Annotated in this window: 20 protein-coding genes; 8 read left to right on the plus strand and 12 right to left on the minus strand. The window is 65.0% G+C overall.

What is annotated here, in order from left to right:
- Positions 1-203: 203 nt before the first annotated feature.
- From BI327_RS16665 to BI327_RS16685, 5 genes are all read right to left on the minus strand, one after another.
- Positions 204-368, minus strand: a complete 165-nt coding sequence (locus tag BI327_RS16665) for a DUF3309 family protein (protein WP_074131060.1) — start codon at positions 366-368, stop codon at positions 204-206.
- A gap of 271 nt (positions 369-639) precedes the next feature.
- Positions 640-945 carry a hypothetical protein gene (locus tag BI327_RS16670; protein WP_083742143.1) on the minus strand — a complete coding sequence of 102 codons (306 nt, stop codon included), beginning with the start codon at positions 943-945 and terminating at the stop codon, positions 640-642.
- A gap of 298 nt (positions 946-1,243) precedes the next feature.
- Entirely contained in the window at positions 1,244-1,657 is a 414-nt protein-coding gene (gene msrB / locus BI327_RS16675; RefSeq protein WP_076861703.1) for a peptide-methionine (R)-S-oxide reductase MsrB, read from the minus strand.
- A gap of 190 nt (positions 1,658-1,847) precedes the next feature.
- Positions 1,848-2,564 (minus strand): peptide-methionine (S)-S-oxide reductase MsrA, encoded by a 717-nt coding sequence (gene msrA / locus BI327_RS16680; RefSeq protein WP_089025499.1) that lies wholly within the window; start codon positions 2,562-2,564, stop codon positions 1,848-1,850.
- A 380-nt stretch (positions 2,565-2,944) separates the two neighbouring features.
- A complete protein-coding gene (locus tag BI327_RS16685; RefSeq protein ID WP_076861704.1) occupies positions 2,945-4,054 on the minus strand; it encodes an ATP-dependent DNA helicase in 1,110 nt (369 codons plus the stop codon).
- A gap of 200 nt (positions 4,055-4,254) precedes the next feature.
- Here BI327_RS16685 and BI327_RS16690 point away from each other — a divergent pair, with 200 nt between their 5' ends.
- The 7 genes from BI327_RS16690 to BI327_RS16720 all read left to right on the plus strand — a co-directional run bounded on the left by BI327_RS16690 (position 4,255) and on the right by BI327_RS16720 (position 11,248).
- Positions 4,255-5,460: an LLM class flavin-dependent oxidoreductase gene (locus BI327_RS16690; protein ID WP_076861706.1), complete on the plus strand. Its 1,206-nt coding sequence runs from the start codon at positions 4,255-4,257 to the stop codon at positions 5,458-5,460.
- 318 nt (positions 5,461-5,778) lie between these two features.
- Positions 5,779-6,729, plus strand: coding sequence for a sulfonate ABC transporter substrate-binding protein (locus BI327_RS16695; protein WP_076861708.1), 951 nt, complete (start codon positions 5,779-5,781; stop codon positions 6,727-6,729).
- Positions 6,730-6,780: 51 nt separating this feature from the next.
- Positions 6,781-7,734 carry a sulfonate ABC transporter substrate-binding protein gene (locus tag BI327_RS16700; RefSeq protein ID WP_076861710.1) on the plus strand — a complete coding sequence of 318 codons (954 nt, stop codon included), beginning with the start codon at positions 6,781-6,783 and terminating at the stop codon, positions 7,732-7,734.
- Positions 7,716-8,897: an FMNH2-dependent alkanesulfonate monooxygenase gene (ssuD, locus tag BI327_RS16705; RefSeq protein WP_076861712.1), complete on the plus strand. Its 1,182-nt coding sequence runs from the start codon at positions 7,716-7,718 to the stop codon at positions 8,895-8,897. Before BI327_RS16700 ends, ssuD begins: the two co-directional genes overlap by 19 nt.
- Before the next feature lie 140 nt (positions 8,898-9,037).
- Positions 9,038-9,802 carry an aliphatic sulfonate ABC transporter permease SsuC gene (ssuC, locus tag BI327_RS16710; protein WP_076861714.1) on the plus strand — a complete coding sequence of 255 codons (765 nt, stop codon included), beginning with the start codon at positions 9,038-9,040 and terminating at the stop codon, positions 9,800-9,802.
- Between the two features lie 8 nt (positions 9,803-9,810).
- A complete protein-coding gene (locus BI327_RS16715; RefSeq protein WP_076861715.1) occupies positions 9,811-10,650 on the plus strand; it encodes an ATP-binding cassette domain-containing protein in 840 nt (279 codons plus the stop codon).
- A gap of 7 nt (positions 10,651-10,657) precedes the next feature.
- A complete protein-coding gene (locus BI327_RS16720; protein ID WP_076861717.1) occupies positions 10,658-11,248 on the plus strand; it encodes a flavin reductase family protein in 591 nt (196 codons plus the stop codon).
- Positions 11,249-11,372: 124 nt separating this feature from the next.
- Here the strand turns inward: BI327_RS16720 and BI327_RS16725 are convergent, their stop codons facing one another.
- The gene (locus tag BI327_RS16725) at positions 11,373-11,756 is read right to left on the minus strand and encodes a hypothetical protein (protein ID WP_076861719.1); all 384 of its coding nucleotides are present in this window, start codon (positions 11,754-11,756) and stop codon (positions 11,373-11,375) included.
- A gap of 168 nt (positions 11,757-11,924) precedes the next feature.
- Between BI327_RS16725 and BI327_RS42755 the strand changes: the two genes are divergently transcribed.
- Positions 11,925-12,080 carry a hypothetical protein gene (locus BI327_RS42755; protein ID WP_167386884.1) on the plus strand — a complete coding sequence of 52 codons (156 nt, stop codon included), beginning with the start codon at positions 11,925-11,927 and terminating at the stop codon, positions 12,078-12,080.
- 100 nt (positions 12,081-12,180) lie between these two features.
- On the opposite strand, the gene flbD is transcribed toward BI327_RS42755, so the two are convergent.
- The 6 genes from flbD to sciP all read right to left on the minus strand — a co-directional run bounded on the left by flbD (position 12,181) and on the right by sciP (position 17,779).
- A complete protein-coding gene (gene flbD, locus BI327_RS16730) occupies positions 12,181-13,566 on the minus strand; it encodes a sigma-54-dependent transcriptional regulator FlbD (RefSeq protein ID WP_076861721.1) in 1,386 nt (461 codons plus the stop codon).
- A 53-nt stretch (positions 13,567-13,619) separates the two neighbouring features.
- A complete protein-coding gene (fliN, locus tag BI327_RS16735) occupies positions 13,620-13,970 on the minus strand; it encodes a flagellar motor switch protein FliN (protein ID WP_050631817.1) in 351 nt (116 codons plus the stop codon).
- 20 nt (positions 13,971-13,990) lie between these two features.
- Positions 13,991-14,614, minus strand: a complete 624-nt coding sequence (locus BI327_RS16740) for a FliH/SctL family protein (protein WP_076861723.1) — start codon at positions 14,612-14,614, stop codon at positions 13,991-13,993.
- Complete coding sequence (fliG, locus tag BI327_RS16745; protein ID WP_057017326.1) at positions 14,614-15,699, minus strand: flagellar motor switch protein FliG; 1,086 nt, start codon at positions 15,697-15,699, stop codon at positions 14,614-14,616. The genes BI327_RS16740 and fliG overlap by 1 nt, the downstream gene beginning before the upstream one ends.
- A 1-nt stretch (position 15,700) precedes the next feature.
- Entirely contained in the window at positions 15,701-17,275 is a 1,575-nt protein-coding gene (gene fliF / locus BI327_RS16750) for a flagellar basal-body MS-ring/collar protein FliF (RefSeq protein WP_394329866.1), read from the minus strand.
- A gap of 228 nt (positions 17,276-17,503) precedes the next feature.
- Entirely contained in the window at positions 17,504-17,779 is a 276-nt protein-coding gene (gene sciP / locus BI327_RS16755) for a CtrA inhibitor SciP (protein ID WP_002714638.1), read from the minus strand.
- Positions 17,780-17,938 lie beyond the last annotated feature (159 nt).

Consider the following 17,938-nt stretch of genomic DNA (forward strand, 5'->3'; position numbering starts at 1 on the left):
TTGTCAGTTAGCGTGGCGAAAGGGATTTTGGGGGACGGCGACCTATTCTTGGCGGCGCGCCGTACATGTCATTTCGATCCCTAATATAGGCCTCTTTGACAAAAATGCGACCCCAGAAGCGCCCCCGGCAGGGCACATGCTGAATCCGCGCATGGCACGAGGGCGGATCAAATAAGCCTATTTATTTCAATGGCTTGTAGCCATTAAATCTTGTCGAGCCAGGCCAGGATCGCGACCACGATCAAAATCACCCCGAAAAGGCCCATTCCGGAGTGGCCGAGACCGTAGCCATAGCCGCGGATCCGGCCGCTATAGCCGCCCAGCAGGATAACCAGCAGGAGGATGATGAGGATCAATCCGAGCGACATGGCGCCCTCCTCAGAATAGGCGGCAGCCGCACGGCGAGACGCCGACGGCCCCGCGAATTCGGAGCAAAGCACATTCCGGGCCGCGAGTCGTTAACTTCGGCGTCATTGCGGGGCGATGCGCCAGCATTGAACCCCAATTCGCAATTGCGAATTGGGCAAGCTTGGGATTCCCCCGGCGCGCAATTGCGCATCTCGGGTTCAGTCCGGAGCAGTCATCGAGCGGCGCACAGCGGCGGCCCGCCGGGACCGCCGCGGGACGACGGCCTCGCCGTCACTTCTTGCTTTCGTCGATCGGAAGCACCTTCAGCGGCGTCGGATAGGGTTCGACCCGCAGCGAGTCGCTGGCGATCAGGCCAACCTTGTGCAGCGGTGCCTGTTCGAGATCGCCGGAAGACGATTTGTGCACGGCATATTGCCAGACGCTCATCGAGCCCTTGGCCACCAGCATCTTGGCGATGCCGCCGGCATTCTGGCCCTCGACCTGCGCGAGATCGGCATCAGTCAGGCCGATCACGATTTCATCCTTGGACGTGATGACCTTGAACAGCGAGATCTTGTCGGCGGCGAACGCAGGCATGCTCACGGCACTCCCGATGATGAAGCTGGCAAGACCGAAACCAAACAAAAGCTTTCCTGGAATCCGTGGCATCAAAATTTCCTCATGTTGAGGCGCGGACGGACGGCCAAAGCCAAAACAAAACCCCGCGCGACCGGTTCTTGGTCGCGCGGGGCGGATCAAACGTTCGACGGGCCGGTGCGATATTTGCCAAACCCGCCATTGTCATTGCCGGGCTCGACCCGGCAATCCATCACAGCGAAAAGCTCTGTTATTGATGGATGCGCGGGTCAAGCCCGCGCATGACGAGCTTGCTGCCTTACTTCTTCTCGTCCAGCTTCAGCGCCGCCGAGTTGATGCAGTAGCGCAGGCCGGTCGGGCCGGGGCCGTCGTTGAAGACGTGGCCGAGATGGCCGTCGCATTTCGAGCACAGCACCTCGGTGCGGATCATGCCGTGGCTCATGTCGCGCTCCTCGTCGACATGGCTCTCCACCGCGGGCCTGGAGAAGCTCGGCCAGCCGCAGCCGGAATCGAACTTCTGGTCGGACTCGAACAGCGTCTGCCCGCAGCCGGCGCAGACATAGGTGCCCTTGCGGGGATCATGCTCGTATTCGCCGGTAAAGGGCCGCTCGGTCGCCTTCTCGCGCAGCACGGCGTACTGCATCGGCGTCAATTCCTTGCGCCACTCGGCCTCGCTCTTGCGGACCTTGCCGTCGGTCTTGGTATCGGACATGGAAACTCCCTTGGTTTGATCGTCATTGCGAGGAGCCAACGGGTCCGGCCTTTGGCCGGCCCGATGATAAACTCCGCTGACGAAGCAATCCATCTCTCCGCTAGTTGCGGCATGGATTGCTTCCGCGGAGCTTGTCATCCGGCGGGGCTTTGCCCCGACCGGGTGGCTCGCAATGACGGGAAGCATCGCCTCAGTTGGTGACCTTGGTGCTGCTCACCAGCGTCGGCTTCTCGATGTAGTTCTCCGCGAAGATCTTCTTCAGGTTCTCGACCTTCGGGATGTCGTTATACGCAATATAGGGCTGGTTCGGGTGCAGCGTCAGATAGTCCTGGTGGTAGCCTTCCGCCGGATAGAACGCCTCCAGCGCGCCGACCTTGGTGACGATCGGCTTCTTGTAGACCTTGGCCGCGTTGAGCTGGGCGATGTAGGCGTCCGCCACCTTCTTCTGCTCGTCGCTGGTGGTGAAGATCGCCGAGCGATATTGCGTGCCGGAGTCGGGACCCTGGCGGTTGAGCTGGGTCGGGTCGTGCACGACCGAGAAGAAGATCTGCAGGATCTTGCCGTAGGAGATCTTCTGCGGGTCGTATTTGATCTCGACCGACTCGGCGTGGCCGGTGGTGCCGGTCGAGACCTTCTCGTAGTCGGCATTCGCCTTGCTGCCGCCGGAGTAGCCGGACACCGCACTGACGACGCCGGCGGTGTGCTGGAACACGCCCTGCACACCCCAGAAGCAGCCGCCGGCCAGCACCGCGGTCTTGATGCCGGTTTCCGGCGCACTCGCCGCAGGCGGCGGGATGACCACGGCGTCCTCGGCGGCAAGCGAGGGCGCAATTGCAAACGCGGCGACGGCCAGCGCGCCGATCGCGGCGGCGCAAAGCGAGACGCGGCTGAGGGAGCTTTTGGGCATGGGTTCCTCGTGGGATCGCAGTGGGGGCCAGTCTAGAGCGGGGGCCGGCATTGGCAAACCGGGCCGGGCTGCTCCGACGCTTCAAAATACGGGCGAAGGGCCGTTTTGTTACGGCGCCGGCCACACGGTTTCGTGAGGGAAATCAGCGCGGTTCAGCGATGACGGTGATGGATTTTTGCCCGCGACCCCTCCACTCACGTCGTCCTGGCGAAAGCCAGGACCCAAAACCACCAAATGTAACTGTAGGCGGGATCGTGGCCCGCGCTTCCCGCAGCAACAAGCAGCCGGGGTAATGGGTCCTGGCTTTCGCCAGGACGACGCCCAATGTTGGTGTCACACACTCATCCGCTTGTCGGGATGACGTTGGCGCCTGCGGCACGTCACACCACGACGCTGAGCCGCTTTGCCGCCCGCGTGATGCCGGTATAGAGCCAGCGCGCGCGCGAGTCCTGGAACGCAAAGCTCTCGTCGAACAGCACGACGTCGTCCCATTGCGAGCCCTGCGACTTGTGCACCGTCAGCACATAGCCGTAGTCGAACTCGTCATAGGGCTTGCGCTGCTCCCACGGCACGCCCTCGACGCCGCCGTCGAAGCATTCGCCGCGCACCGAGACTTTTGTGACCTTGTAGCCGAAATCCTCGTCCGGCATCACGCGCATGGTGATGATCTTGGATTTCGACTGCGCGCGCGCCTTGACCCGCCACAGCCCGCCGTTGAACAGGCCCTTCTTGCGGTTGTTGCGCAGGCAGACCAGCTTGTCGCCGGCAACCGGAAGCGGATCCTCGATGTTCAGCCTCTGCCGCACCCGCATGTTGTAGGCGCGGCGGGTGTTGTTGCGGCCGACCAGCACCTGGTCGGCGCTCATCACGCGGTCCGGATCGAGCTCCTTGCGCGACACCACCTCGCTCTCGCCGTGGCGGCCGATCTCGAGCTCGCGGCCCTCGCGGATATCCATCGACATCCGCACGATCGGATCGTCCTGCGCCTGGCGATGCACCTCGGTCAGCATCGCGTCGGGCTCGGCGTCGGTGAAGAAGCCGCCGCCCTGGATCGGCGGCAATTGCGCGGGGTCGCCGAGCACCAGCAGCGGGCAATCGAACGACATCAAATCGCGGCCGAGCTCGGCATCGACCATCGAGCATTCGTCGATCACGATCAGCTTGGCCTTCGATGCCGGCGCGTCGTCCCACAGCTCGAAGCTCGGCTGCTCGACCCCGGACTCGCGGGCGCGGTAGATCAGCGAATGGATCGTGGAGGCGCTGTCGCACCCCTTGTTGCGCATCACCAGTGCCGCCTTGCCGGTGAAGGCCGCGAACTTCACCTCGCCGTCGACGCCTTCGGCGATGTGGCGGGCGAGCGTGGTCTTGCCGGTTCCGGCATAGCCGAACAGGCGGAACACCGGCGGCGTGCCGTTTTGGCCGGGCTTGGCCTTCAGCCAGTCGGCGACGGCTTTCAGCGCAGTGTCCTGATGCGGCGTGAAGGTGGTCATGAGCTTTCGGAAAGGTGAGCGCGCGACCAATAGCGCCGCGACTCAGGCCAGCACAAGCTAACCATTCATGTATTCCAATCAAGCGGGCTTCCCGCTCTGCGGAATTGGGGTTTCGCCCCGGAGGCTAGACTTGAGGGGCGACGCCACTAGACTGACCGACAATAATAAACGGTCGGGGACGCGACCTTGGGAGTGACGCCATGAAATTCGGCATCTTTTACGAGCTGCAACTGCCGCGCCCGTGGAGCGACGGCGACGAGCTCAGGCTCTACCAGAACGCGCTGACACAATTGGAGACGGCCGACCGGCTCGCGTACGACTACGCCTGGGTCGTGGAGCATCACTTCCTCGAGGAATACTCGCATTCGCCGGCGCCGGAATCCTTCCTTGCCGCCGCCAGCCAGCGCACCCGGAGCATCCGGCTCGGCCACGGCATCTTCCAGCTCACCACCAATCATCCCGCCCGCGTCGCCGAGCGGGTCGCGGTGCTCGATCTCCTGAGCAACGGCCGCTGCGAGTTCGGCATGGGCGAAAGCGCCTCGATCACCGAGCTGACGCCGTTCGGCCGCGACATGGAGACCAAGCGCGAGGTGTTCGAGGAGGCGGTCCAGGCGATCTTCCCGATGTTCACCAAGGTCGGCACCGAGCATCATGGCAGGTATTTCGACATCCCCTTGCGCAACGTCGTGCCGAAGCCGGTGCAGAAGCCGCATCCGCCGCTCTGGATGGCCTGCTCGCAGCTGCCGACCATCGAACGCGCCGGGCAGAACGGATTTGGCGCGCTCGGCTTTCAGTTCGTCAGCGCCGAGGCGGCGCATGCCTGGGTGCACGCCTATTACAACGCGATCACCAAGCGGCTGAACAAGCTCGCCGACTACGAGATCAATCCGAACATGGCGCTGGTCTCGTTCTTCATGTGCGCGAAGACCGACGAGGAGGCACGCAAGCGTGCAGACGGCGCGACCTTCTTCCAGTTCGCGCTGCGCTATTACGGCCAGGCGCAGAACCGGCAGCGCCCGGCGCCGGGCACCGTCAACATGTGGGACGAGTACAACAAGTGGAAGCGCGACAATCCGGAGGCGCAGGAGGCCGCGCTGCGCGGCGGCCTGATCGGCTCGCCGGAGACGATCGCCAGGAAGCTGCGGCGCTTCCGTTCGTCGCATATCGATCAGGTGATCCTGCTCAACCAGGCCGGCAAGAACACCCATGAGCACATCTGCGAGTCGCTCGAGCTGTTCGCCAAAGAGGTGATGCCGGAGTTCCAGCACGATCCCGAGCACGATGCCTGGAAAAAGGGCGTGCTCGACGGCTCGATCCAGCTCGAGGAGATCGACACCCAGGCGTTCACCGATCGCTACGGTAAACTCGCCGTCAATGTCGGCTCGAAAGCCGCCGCTGCCGGCTGATCAATATCTGGAGCTTCGGCTCTGAGTGATTCAGAGCCGAAGCTCCAGATTTCTTGTTTGTCGCGTTTTCTTCACGCGAACCGGTATCCACTTCGCTCGAAAACGCTCCTGTGCAGCGACCTCGCGTTTCCGTGAGGAAAATAATTCGCTACACGCGATCAGCGCTTTAAAAGAAACGACACGCGCGATGCCTGCACCGAAGTGCTGGCATCGCTATTTTTGTGCGGTGCTCGACAGCTTCATTCGCGCGCCCCATCATCCTGACAACGCATGATCGTGCAGCGCGATAGCGCAGCTGATCGTCAGGAGAATTTTGGAATGAAGCGTCGTGAGTTCCTCAAATTTTCGCTCGGCACTGCCGCAGCGGCTGCGCTGTCACAGCGAGCAGAGGCGCAAGCGGACGCGAAGGAAATTCGTATCGGCTACCAGAAGAACGGCGTGCTCGTCATCACGCGGCAGCGCGAGGCCTTGGAAAATCATTTCAAGCCGCAGGGTGTCAGCGTGAAATGGGTCGAGTTCTCCTCGGGCCCGCCGATGATGGAGGCGATGAATGTCGGCAGCGTCGATTACGGCGCGGTCGGCGATTCGCCGCCGATCTTCGCGCAGGCCGCCGGCGCGGCCATCGTCTATGCCGCGGCGCAGCCGATCATCAACGGATCGGGCATCCTGGTGCCGCAGAATTCGGCAATCAGGGACATCACTGATCTCAAGGGCAAGCGCGTCGGCTTCACCAAGGGATCGAGCGCCCATAACGTCGTGATCCAGACGCTGGAGAAGGCCGGGCTTACCTATGACGACATCACGCCGGTCTATCTGACGCCGCCGGACGCCGGTCCGGCCTTCGCCAATGGCGGCATCGATGCCTGGGCAATCTGGGATCCGTATTTCGCGATCGCCGAGACCAAGCAGAACGGCCGGATTCTGGTCAAGACCCGCGACATCACCAAGACCAACTCGTTCTACATCGCCAACCGCGACTTCGCCCGCAATCACGGCGCCCTCCTGCAGCAGATCGTCGACGTCACGACGTCGAGCGCGGCATGGGCGCAGGCGCATCCCGATGAGGTCGCGAAATCGCTCGCCGCGGTCACCGGCGTGCCGCTGGACATCCAGACCATCGCGGCGAAGCGGGCGGGCTTTTCGGTCGGACCCGTCACCGACGATATCATCGCGACCCAGCAGGGCGTCGCCGACCGCTTCTTCAAGCTCGGCCTGATCCCGAAGCAGATCGCGATCCGCGACATCGTCTGGCGCAACACGCAGACCTGAATCGCGCGCCTTGCTCAATTCCTTGGTCAATTCAATGCAAAGGATATTCCCATGACGCGTTTGTTTCGACGCTGGGTTGCCCGCGCGGTGCTGTCGGTCAGCATCGTCGCTGCGAGCGTCGGCGCCTCCTACGGCCAGGACAAGGTCGTTCGCGTCGGCTTCCAGAAATACGGCAAGCTGGTGCTGCTCAAGAGCAAAGGCTCGCTCGAGCAGAAGCTGAAATCGGTCGGCTACAGCGTGGCGTGGACCGAGTTTCCGTCCGGGCCGCCGCTGCTTGAAGCGCTCAATGTCGGCGCGATCGACTTCGGCAACACCGGCGAGGCGCCGCCGATCTTCGCGCAGGCCGCCGGCGCGCCGATCCAGTATGTCGCCTACGAGCCGCCGGCGCCGAAGGGCGAGGCGATCCTGGTGCCGAAGGACAGCCCGATCAAGTCGGTTGCCGATCTCAGGGCCAAGAAGGTCGCGCTCAACAAGGGCTCCAACGTCCACTATCTGCTGGTGAAGGCGCTGGAGAAGGCCGGCGTCAAATATTCCGAGATCGAGCCGGTGTTCCTGGCGCCGGCCGACGCGCGCGCGGCGTTCGAGCGCGGCGCGGTCGATGCCTGGGTGATCTGGGATCCGTTCCAGGCCGCGGCCGAAGCTGCGACCAGCGCGCGCACCATCGCCGACGGCACCGGCATCGTCGCGAATTATCAGTTCTACTTCGCCTCGAAGAAGTTCTTGCAGACCGATCCGAAGATCGTCGAGCTGGTGCTGGCGCAGCTCAGCGAGGTCGACGACTGGGCCAAGGGCGATATCCACGCCGTCGCCGAGCAGCTCGCGCCGAGCATCGGCCTGTCGGTACCGGTGGTGGAGGTCGCGCTGAAGCGGCAGGCCTACGGCATCAAGCCGGTCACCGATGCAGTGGTCGCAGATCAGCAACAGGTCGCCGACACCTTCTTCGCGCTCGGCCTGATCCCCAAACAAATCAAGATTTCCGACGTCGCATGGAGGCCGGGCACGTGAGCACCCCAACGAACACCAACATCCTCTGGTTCCTGCCGACCCACGGCGACAGCCGCTATCTCGGCACGTCGATCGGTGGCCGGGAGGTGAACTTCAACTATCTGCGCCAGATCGCGCAGGCCGCCGACCAGCTCGGTTATTACGGCGTGCTGCTGCCGACGGGCCGGAGCTGCGAGGATTCCTGGGTGGTGGCCTCAGCCGTCGCGCCCTGGACCGAGCGGCTGCGCTATCTCGTGGCGGTCAGGCCCGGCCTGCAATCGCCGAGCGTTGCCGCGCGCATGACCGCGACACTCGACCGGCTGTCGAACGGCCGTCTGCTGATCAACGTCGTCACCGGGGGCGATCCGGTCGAGAACAAGGGCGACGGCATCTTCCTCGACCACGACGAGCGCTACGCGGTGACCCGCGAGTTCCTCAACGTCTACAGCGATCTCTTGGCGGGCAAGACGGTCAATGTCGAGGGCAAGCACATCCGGATCGAGGATGGCCGCCTGCTGTTCAACCCGGTGCAATCGCCGCGGCCGCCGCTGTATTTCGGCGGCTCCTCGGATGCCGGCATCGACGTCGCGGTCGACACCGTCGATAAATACCTCACCTGGGGCGAGCCGCCGGCGCAGGTCGCCGAGAAGATCGCCAAGGTGAAGGCGGTGGCCGCGCAGCGCGGCCGCAAGCTGTCGTTCGGCATCCGCCTGCACGTGATCGTGCGCGAGACCAATGCGGAGGCGTGGCGCGCCGCTGACGAACTGATCCAGTACGTCACCGATGACACCGTCGCCGCTGCGCAAAAGATCTTCGCACGGATGGACTCGGTCGGCCAGCAGCGCATGGCGCAGTTGCATGGCGGGCGCCGCGACCAACTCGAGATCAGCCCGAACCTCTGGGCCGGCGTCGGCCTGGTGCGCGGTGGCGCCGGCACCGCGCTGGTCGGCGATCCCCAGACCGTCGCGGCACGGATCAAGGAGTATCAGGACATCGGCGTCGATACCTTCATCATGTCGGGATACCCGCACCTCGAGGAAGCCTATCGCTTCGCCGAGCTGGTGTTCCCGCTGCTGTCGCTGGCGCAAGGCGGCAACGTGACGCCGATCCGCGTCAACACCGGGCCGTTCGGCGAGACCATCGGCAACGACTACCGTCCGCAGAAGCAGGCATCGCAATCATGAGCTTGATCGATTCACTACCGCGCCGCAAAGCGTTTTCGAGCGAAGTGGACGCCGGTTCGCGTGAAGAAAACGCGTCAAAACAAAAATCTGGAGCTCCGTTCCGATCCGATCGGAACGGAAACAGCTCCAGCGCACCCAAATTGCCCAAGGTCGACGGCCTGATCCCCTGGATCGTGCCGCTCGCCATCGTGCTGGTCTGGCAGCTCGCCTGCGTCACCGGCTTTGTCCCCTCGCGCGTGCTGCCGGCGCCGACCGACGTTGCGCTGGCAGGTTGGAAGCTGCTGCTGTCGGGCGAACTGATCCGCAACATCTGGGTCAGCTTCTGGCGCGCCTCGATCGGTTTTTTGATCGGCGGCAGCATCGGCTTCGCCTTCGGGCTCGCCAACGGGTTGTCGCAGCTGTCGGCAAAACTCACCGACACCACGCTGCAGATGGTGCGCAACATCCCGCATCTGGCCCTGATCCCGCTGGTCATCCTGTGGTTCGGCATCGACGAGTCGGCAAAGCTCTTTCTGGTGGCGCTCGGCGTGTTCTTCCCGATCTATCTCAACACGCTGCACGGCATCCGCACCGTCGACCCGCAGCTGATCGAGATGGGCCGCATCTACGGCATGACCGACGGCGAACTGTTCCGCCGGGTGATCTTCCCGGGCGCGCTGCCGTCGATCTTCGTCGGCCTGCGCTTTGCGCTGGGCATCATGTGGCTGACCTTGATCGTCGCCGAGACCATCGCGGCCACGTCGGGCCTCGGCTACATGGCGATGCAGGCGCGCGAATTCATGCTGATCGACGTCGTCGTGCTGTCGATCCTGATCTACGCCTTGCTCGGCAAGCTCGCCGACAGCGCCTCGCGGGCGCTGGAGCGGCTGACGCTGTCGTGGCACCCCGCCTTCCAGAAGAAGTGAGAATGAGTATGCAAGAAGCGCTTCGTTTCCAGCCCGTTGACGCCGAGCCGGTCGATCGTTCCGACATCCGCGTGCAGGCGCGGCAGTTGCGGCGCGGGCCGGAAGCGGCGACCCGCGGCCTCTCGCTGACCATCCGCGGCCTGCGCAAGGCGTTCGGCGACAATGAGGTGCTGCGCGGCATCGACCTGCACATCCCCTCAGGCCAGTTCGTCGCGATCGTCGGCCGCAGCGGCTGCGGCAAGAGCACGCTGCTGCGCCTGATCGCCGGCCTCGAGGCGCCGACCGCGGGCAACATCGCCTTCGGCGAACAGCCGCGGGCGCAGGACGTCAGGGTCATGTTCCAGGAGCCGCGCCTGCTGCCCTGGGCGCGGGTGCTGTCCAACGTCGAGGTGGGGCTGGGACGCGAACGCTCGTCCGCCGACGCCCAGGCCCGCGCCGAGCGCGCGCTGGTCGAGGTCGGCCTCGCCGACAAGCGCACCCAGTGGCCGTCGGTGCTCTCCGGCGGCCAGAAGCAGCGCGTCGCGCTGGCACGGGCGCTGGTCAGCCAGCCGCGCGTGCTGGCGTTCGACGAACCGCTCGGCGCGCTCGACGCGCTGACGCGGATCTCGATGCAGCAATTGCTGGAGCGGGTCTGGCGCGACCAGGGCTTCACCGCGATCCTGGTGACGCATGACGTCGCCGAGGCGGTCGCACTCGCCGACCGCGTGCTGGTCATCGAGGATGGTCGCATCGCGCAGGACGTCACGATCGACCTGCCGCGGCCGCGCCGCCGCGGTTCGGCCGAGCTCGCCACGCTGGAAGGCGAGATCCTGAAGCACCTGCTCGAAGGCAGCGAAGACACGCAGTGAGGTCGCCATGAATTCCGTCGTCCGCAATGTTTCGATCGCATCAGCGGTCACCGCCGTCGACTTCCGCGGCGCGATGCGCCACCTCACCGGCGGCGTCAGCGTCATCACGGCCGGTCGGGCCAAGGAGATCTCGGGGATGACGGTGACCTCGGTATCGTCGCTCTCGGTCGAGCCGCCGTCGCTGATCGTCAGCATCAACCGCGCTGCCTCCTCGTGGCCGCTGATCGCGCGCCATGGCGCCTTCGGGGTCAACATCCTGACCGCGGATCAGCTCGAGATCGCCGAGCGTTTCACCGGCAAGGGCGGCCTGAAGGGCGCGGAGCGGTTCGCGGGCGCCGAATGGACGACGCGCGCGTCAGGCGTCCCGCTGCTGGTCGGCGCGCTGGCCGCGATCGACTGTGAGGTCGAGGAGGTCATCGAACGGCATTCGCACGCGATCGTCATCGGTCGCGTGCTTGATGTGATCGTGTCGGAACGCACCGCCGCGCTGGCCTATTGGCACGGCGAATACGTCGCGATCGACCATGAGGAGGACGCTGTCAGGCTGGCCGAAGTCAGCCTGCCGTCGCGTCACGTGCATGCGCGAGGATCGCGCTAAAGCATGATCCGGAAAAGTGCGAAGCGGTTTTCCCTCGCGACAAACGCGGAACGCGTTTGCGCGGAGATCATGCTCAAACAAAGAACTAAAGCGCGATGACGATTCAACCCAATCTCATCGCGCTTTAGCTCATGATCGCGGTCAAGCTCGCGGGCGTGTCGATGATGACGGTGCTGCCGCGGACGCTGGACCAGACGGCCTGGATGGTCTGAGCGGTATTGCCGAGCGGGATGCCGACCACCAGCGTCGTCGGGACGCGACCGTAGGATTGCGGGGTCTGTTCGTTGTAGGTGAAGCCCGCGACGACCCCGGACATCACGCCGTTGACGGTGACGCCGAAGCTGCCGCCGGGCGTATCGGTGCCCTGGGCGTACGGGAACGGGATGTTCAGGATGATGATGGCGGTAATGCCGACGCCCTCGGGGAGGGTGATCGATAGGCCTTTGAGCGGGGTGAAGGAAGCGGAGTTGGTGGTTAGCGTGCCGGTGGTCTGCGCGTAAAGGGCCATCTCACTCTCCAGTTGTCAAAAATGTAAACGCAATAGGAGATTGAGTAAGGCAATTGAGCGGAAGATTCAAGGGATGAAAGGCGGCAGGCCGGGCGCGGCATGTTGGCGGTGGCGCTTTCCCGGGCAGCGCATTAAAAGCGCCCGAGATTTCGGAGACGTGACGGTTCGATGAAGCGCCTGGCAACCTGGCTATTCTATCTCGTCGGTGCGATCGCCGTCGCCTATCTCGCGCTTTATGCCTATGTGACGTTCACCGGCCGCGAGATCACGCCGGGCGATCCGATCCGGATCTTCCGCAAGCCCGACGCGCCCAGCTATTCGTGAGGCGAGACAATTGCGGCGGGATTGCCCCGCCGCCAGAGCGTTTTCGAGCGAAGCGGACGCCGGTTCGCGTGAAGAAAACGCGTCAAGAGATCAAAGCTGCTCAGCCGGCGTTCGCCATGCGCTGATAGTCGGGCGCGCCGTTGCCGGCCGGGGTGATCGGGATGCCGCCGTCGGCATATTCGTTCAGCTTGTTGCGCAGCGTGCGGATCGAGATGCCGAGGATGTTGGCGGCATGGGTCCGGTTGCCGAGGCAGTGCTTCAAGGTTTCCAGGATCAAATCGCGTTCGACATCGGCGACGGTGCGGCCGACCAGCGCGCGGGTGACCTGCTCGGCGGCGAGCGTGGCGTGGGCAACCGCGGGTGCGGTCTTGGCGAGGTCGAGGCGATCGCCGTCGGGGGTCAGGATCGCGTCGGGACCGATCTCGTCGCCCTGCGCCATCAGCACGGAGCGGTGGATGGTGTTCTCGAGCTCGCGGACGTTGCCCTGCCAGCGGTTCGCGGTCAGGACGCGGCGGGCATCAGTCGAGATCGGGCGGACCGCGAGGCCATTGGCCTCGGCGTACTTCTTGGCAAAGTGCTGCGCCAGTTCGAGGATGTCGGCCGGGCGATCGCGCAGCGGCGGGATCTTCAGATTGACGACGTTGAGGCGGAACAGCAGGTCTTCGCGGAAGGTGCCCTCGCGCACCGCCTCCGACAAATTGCGGTTCGAGGTCGCGATGATGCGGATGTCGACTGGAACCGGCTTGGTGCCGCCGACGCGGTCGATCACCCGCTCCTGGATCGCGCGCAGCAGCTTGGATTGCAGCCGGACGTCCATCTCGGAGATTTCGTCGAGCAGCAGCGTGCCGCCGGTGGCTTCCTCGAACTTGCCGATGCGGCGCGCCACCGCGCCGGTGAAGGCGCCCTTCTCATGGCCGAACAGTTCGGATTCCAGGAGGTGCTCCGGGATTGCCGCGCAGTTGATCGAGATGAACGGCCGCTTGGCGCGGGCCGAGCGCGAGTGGACGTAGCGCGCCAGCACCTCCTTGCCGGTGCCGGACTCGCCGGTGATCATGACCGAGGCGTCGGAGCCCGCGATCTGCTGCGCGAGCTTGATCACCCGGCCCATCGCCTCGTCGCGATAGATCAAATCGCGCGCGTCGTTGGCAACCGCGGCCAGCACGGCGGCGATCAGCTCGGGGTCGGGCGGCAGCGGGATGTATTCCTTGGCGCCGGCATGGATCGCGGCGACCGCGGCGCGGGCGTCGTTGGAGATGCCGCAGGCGACGATCGGGACGTGGATGTGCTCGGCCTCGAGCCGCATCACGAGGTCGCGGATGTCGAGGCCGACATCGACCAGCAGCAGGTCGGCACCCTTGCCGCCGCGCAGCACGTTCATCGCCTGTTCGGCGGCCTCGGCGTGGGTCACCGAGGCGCCGTTGTCCATCGCGATCTTGGTCGCGGTCGTGAGCTGGCCCTTCAGGGTGCCAACGATGAGAAGCCGCATGATGATCTCCTGTTCGTCTGGTCGCGCAGGTTCCGCGCGCACCCGTCAAATTGTTAAGAGCGTTCTGCCTTGATGATTTCGGTCATGGTCACGCCGAGCTTGTCTTCCACCAGCACCACCTCGCCACGCGCCACCAGGCGGTTGTTGACGTAGATGTCGATCGCTTCGCCGACCCGGCGGTCGAGTTCGAGCACGGTGCCCGGTCCGAGCTTCAGGAGGTCGCCGACGTCCATCTTGGAGCGGCCGAGCACCGCCGAGACCTGCACCGGCACGTCGAACACGGCCTCGAGATCGGCGGCAATGCGCGCGGCGTTTTCGTCCTCGTTGTAGCCGATGTCGTCGATCCCCGGCGCGTCGGCGGCGTTGAGATCGGGAAGCGGGACTTGGGTATCGGTGTCGCTCATGGTTCAGCCCTCAATCGCCTTCAGCCGGCCTGGCCGCGGGACGCCAGATAGCGCCCGACGAGTTCGTTGATCTTCCCTTCGATCGCGGCGCGCTCCAGCACCACGCCGCCATCGGCCCATTCGATCCGGCAGTCGCCGGTCGCAATGGTCGGTTCGGCCAGGATCACCAGCCGGCCCTGGAAGCCGGAATGTGCCGCCATCTGCTCGATGTCGTGATGCGCCGCGTCGTAGAGCGCGTCGTTGATGCGGACCACCAGATGCGGGGTCGCCACCAGATGCGAGAAACAGTCGGAGACCAGCGCGGTGATCTCGCCGAGCGGCTCGCGCGCGATCAGTTCGGAGCAGAGCTTGCGGGCGACCGCGACCGCGACGTCCACGGCCTCGGTCTCCATCCGCGTCTCGATGCCGGCGAAGCGGGCCGCGATGCCCTTGATCGCGGTGCCGATCTCTTCCAGCGCCTGCGCCGCGCGGCGGTCGCTCTCGACCTTGGCCTCGCGCAACGCGGCCTCGTAGCCGGCGCGATAGGCCCGCGCCTCGGCATCGGCGACCTTCTGCGCCACCTCGGCTGGGGTTGGCGCGCGCTCGCGCGCGCGGTCCGGTGCCGAGAAGTCGGTGTCGAACAGGAATTTCGCGGGTGCGGCCATCAGTACACCAGCTCGTCGTCGGCGCGGTTCTTGGTCAGCGTGATCTCGCCGCGCGCCGCGAGGTCCTTGGCGAGGTTGACCAGCAGCGCCTGGGCCTCGTCGACGTCGCGCAGCCGCACCGGGCCCATCGCGGCCATGTCGTCCATCAGCATCTTGCCGGCGCGCGAGGACATGTTGCCGAGGAAGAAGCTGCGCACCTCCTCATTGGCGCTCTTCAGCGCGACGCCGAGCTTGTCCTTGTCGATGTTGCGCATCAGCGTCTGCGCCGAGGCGGCATCGAGCTTGATCAGGTCGTCGAAGGTGAACATCAGCGCCTTGATGCGCTCGGCGGATTCGCGGTTTTCCTCTTCCAGCGAGGTGATGAAACGGGTCTCGGTCTGGCGGTCGAAATTGTTGAAGATCTCGGCCATCACCTCATGGGCGTCGCGGCGGCGGGTCTGCGACAGGTTCGACATGAACTCGGTGCGCAGCGTCTGCTCGACGCGCTCGATGACTTCCTTCTGCACCGCCTCCATCCGCAGCATGCGGCCGACCACGTCGAGCGCGATGTCCTCGGGCAGGATCGCGAGCACGCGCGCGGCGTGCTCCGGCTTCAGCTTCGACAGCACCACGGCGATGGTCTGCGGGTACTCGTTCTTGAGGTAGTTGGCGAGCACCTCTTCCTGCACGTTGGAGAGCTTCTCCCACATGTTGCGGCCGGCGGGGCCGCGGATCTCGTCCATGATGCCGGAGACGCGCTCGGCCGGCAGGTATTGCTGCAAGAGCCGTTCGGTGGCGTCGAAATTGCCCATCAGCGCCCCGGACGCCGACATCCGCGAGACGAATTCCAGCATCAAATCCTCGACCACGTCGGCCTCGACGGTGCCGAGCGTCGACATATGGACCGACAGCTCGCGGACCTCCTCGTCGTCGAGCATCGACCAGATCTTGCCGCCATACTGCTCGCCGAGCGCGAGCATCAGGATCGCGGCGCGCTTGGGGCCGGGCAGGGGCTTGCCCTTGGGGCGGGCGCTCTGCCGGTTCGCCAGCGTCGAGAGGACGGTGGCGATGTCGTTGGCGTTGGTGGTCTGGGGTACGGCGGCCATGTCAGTTCTCTACCGGCTCGCTCAGCCATTGACGGACGATGGAGACGGTTTCGTTCGGATTGCGCTCGGCAAGCTCGCCGACCCGGTGCACCGCCTGGGCGTGGACCTGGCCCTGGATCTGGGCGACGTCGATCAGTTGCGCGGCGCCGCTGCCGGCCGGGATCAGCGCCTGGCCGGTCGCGCCCGCGCTCTCGGCATGAGCCTCGGCGAGCGCCGGCATGCCGCCACCGGCCAGCGCCGGAATGGCATCGGCCGCCACGATGCGCTTGACCAGCGGGCGGACCACCATGAACAGCACGACGAGGCCGAGCATCATCATGACGCCGAGCTCGATGACGTACATCACGTCATCCTTGGTGAATTGCAGCATGCCGAGCAGGCCGGTCGGCTCGGCGATCGGCTGTGCGGCCGGGGGCTCGGCGAAGCGGAGGTTGACGACCTCGACCTGGTCGCCGCGCTTCTGGTCGAAGCCGATCGCGGAGCGGACCAAGGCGGCGATGCGGTCGAGCTGCTCCTTGGTGCGGTCCTGGTAGACCATCTCGCCTTTTTCGTTCTTGGCGTAGCTGCCGTCGACCAGCACCGCGACCGAGATGCGGTTGACGCGGCCGGCCTCGGTCACCTCGGTCTTGGTGGTGCGGGAAATCTCGTAATTGTTGGTTTCCTCGCTCTTCTTGCTCTGGTCGCGGGCGCGGGCGGCGTTGTCCTGGTTCTGGCTGCCCGGCAGCTCGTTGGCGACGGTGACCTGGCCGGAATTGTCGGCGGTGAGGCTCGATTCCTCGCGGGTCTGGGTCGAGCGCAGCACGCGGCCCTCGGGGTCGAACTTGTCCGAGGTCTGGGTGATCTTGTTGTAGTCGAAGTCGGCCGAGAGCTGGACGCGGGCGCGCCCGGCGCCGACCACCGAGGAGACGATGTCCTCGACCTGCTTGCGCATCCGTTTCTCGAAGGCGGCGCGGCGCTCGTCGCCGACCGCGGCATCGGCGTCGGACTGGGCGCCGTCGGCGAGCAACTGGCCGGCCTCGTCGACGATCGAGACCCGCTGCGGCTTCAACCCGTTGACCGCGGAGGCGACGACATGGCGGATGGCCCGGATCTGCTGCGGCTCCAGCGCGCCGCGCACCCTGAGCACGATCGAGGCCGACGGCTCCGGCGTCTCGCGCGAGAACAGCGGCTTTTCCGGCAGCACGAGGTGGACGCGCGCGGCCTGGACGCGGTCGATGGCGCGGATGGTGCGGGCGAGCTCGCCCTCCAGCGCCCGCAGATGATTGATGTTCTGGACGAAACTCGTGGTGCCCAGGGCGTCCGACTTGTCGAAGATCTCGTAGCCGACGCCGCCGCCCTTGGGCATGCCGCCCTCGGCGAGCTTCATCCGGAGTCGTGTCACCTTGTCCTTCGGCACCATGATCGCGGCGCCGTCATTGCGCAGCTCGAACGGGATCGCCTGGCGCTCCAGCTCCTTGATGATGGCCGAGGAATCCTCGGTCGACAGGTCGGTGAACAGGGTGGTCATCTGCGGCGTGGTGACGCGCATGATGACGAAGGCGAAGAAACCGATCAGGGCCGCGGTGACCGCAACCATGGCCGCGAGGCGGGCCGCACCAAGACCTCTGAAGAAAGCAACCAGACTTTGCACCAACGGCCCCCAGGGATTCGGCCCACGCGGGTCCGACTGGGCAAATATTGCCTAGGGTATGGTTTCCATATGGTTAACGAAGGTTAAGAACCGCGGCAAAAACGCGGACATGAAAAAAACCGGCTTCGCAAAGCGAGGCCGGTTTTCGTCAAATGCCACAGGATCGGCGTGGACTTACTGCCGATATTGCTGGATCCGGGTGGTGCGCAGCCCGGCCAGACCATGCTGGTCGATCGAGAACTGCCAGGAAAGGAATTCATCGACGGTCAACGTGTAGCGGCTGCAGGCCTCCTCGAGGGAGAGCAGGCCGCCGCGGACCGCAGCGACGACTTCGGCCTTGCGGCGGATGACCCACCGTTTGGTACCGGGGGCCGGCAAATCCGCAATCGTTAACGGGCTGCCGTCAGGCCCGATGACGTATTTCACCCTCGGGCGATGGGGTTCTGTCATGGCGTACTCACAAACTCTCAACCACTGAACTCGCGATTGGTAACCTACGCCTCCCGGTTTAAAATTTGCCTAAGCCCAAGCGTTCAATACGAATCTCGTTGGAAGGGCCGGGAACAGGGGCGTCTGCCCGTTGACAGGCATACGTGCGCGCGGCCGTAA

It is taken from the genome of Bradyrhizobium mercantei, from assembly GCF_001982635.1.
GTDB classification, from domain to species: Bacteria; Pseudomonadota; Alphaproteobacteria; order Rhizobiales; family Xanthobacteraceae; genus Bradyrhizobium; species Bradyrhizobium mercantei.

What these genes read in the sequence shown, in the direction of transcription:
- BI327_RS16665 (WP_074131060.1), bottom strand. Translation starts at nt 368, where the DNA reads ATGTCGCTCGGATTGATCCTCATCATCCTCCTGCTGGTTATCCTGCTG.
- BI327_RS16670 (WP_083742143.1), bottom strand. Translation starts at nt 945, where the DNA reads ATGCCTGCGTTCGCCGCCGACAAGATCTCGCTGTTCAAGGTCATCACG.
- msrB (WP_076861703.1), bottom strand. Translation starts at nt 1,657, where the DNA reads ATGTCCGATACCAAGACCGACGGCAAGGTCCGCAAGAGCGAGGCCGAG.
- msrA (WP_089025499.1), bottom strand. Translation starts at nt 2,564, where the DNA reads ATGCCCAAAAGCTCCCTCAGCCGCGTCTCGCTTTGCGCCGCCGCGATC.
- BI327_RS16685 (WP_076861704.1), bottom strand. Translation starts at nt 4,054, where the DNA reads ATGACCACCTTCACGCCGCATCAGGACACTGCGCTGAAAGCCGTCGCC.
- BI327_RS16690 (WP_076861706.1), top strand. Translation starts at nt 4,255, where the DNA reads ATGAAATTCGGCATCTTTTACGAGCTGCAACTGCCGCGCCCGTGGAGC.
- BI327_RS16695 (WP_076861708.1), top strand. Translation starts at nt 5,779, where the DNA reads ATGAAGCGTCGTGAGTTCCTCAAATTTTCGCTCGGCACTGCCGCAGCG.
- BI327_RS16700 (WP_076861710.1), top strand. Translation starts at nt 6,781, where the DNA reads ATGACGCGTTTGTTTCGACGCTGGGTTGCCCGCGCGGTGCTGTCGGTC.
- ssuD (WP_076861712.1), top strand. Translation starts at nt 7,716, where the DNA reads ATGGAGGCCGGGCACGTGAGCACCCCAACGAACACCAACATCCTCTGG.
- BI327_RS16715 (WP_076861715.1), top strand. Translation starts at nt 9,811, where the DNA reads ATGCAAGAAGCGCTTCGTTTCCAGCCCGTTGACGCCGAGCCGGTCGAT.
- BI327_RS16720 (WP_076861717.1), top strand. Translation starts at nt 10,658, where the DNA reads ATGAATTCCGTCGTCCGCAATGTTTCGATCGCATCAGCGGTCACCGCC.
- BI327_RS16725 (WP_076861719.1), bottom strand. Translation starts at nt 11,756, where the DNA reads ATGGCCCTTTACGCGCAGACCACCGGCACGCTAACCACCAACTCCGCT.
- BI327_RS42755 (WP_167386884.1), top strand. Translation starts at nt 11,925, where the DNA reads ATGAAGCGCCTGGCAACCTGGCTATTCTATCTCGTCGGTGCGATCGCC.
- flbD (WP_076861721.1), bottom strand. Translation starts at nt 13,566, where the DNA reads ATGCGGCTTCTCATCGTTGGCACCCTGAAGGGCCAGCTCACGACCGCG.
- fliN (WP_050631817.1), bottom strand. Translation starts at nt 13,970, where the DNA reads ATGAGCGACACCGATACCCAAGTCCCGCTTCCCGATCTCAACGCCGCC.
- BI327_RS16740 (WP_076861723.1), bottom strand. Translation starts at nt 14,614, where the DNA reads ATGGCCGCACCCGCGAAATTCCTGTTCGACACCGACTTCTCGGCACCG.
- fliG (WP_057017326.1), bottom strand. Translation starts at nt 15,699, where the DNA reads ATGGCCGCCGTACCCCAGACCACCAACGCCAACGACATCGCCACCGTC.
- fliF (WP_394329866.1), bottom strand. Translation starts at nt 17,275, where the DNA reads ATGGTTGCGGTCACCGCGGCCCTGATCGGTTTCTTCGCCTTCGTCATC.
- sciP (WP_002714638.1), bottom strand. Translation starts at nt 17,779, where the DNA reads ATGACAGAACCCCATCGCCCGAGGGTGAAATACGTCATCGGGCCTGAC.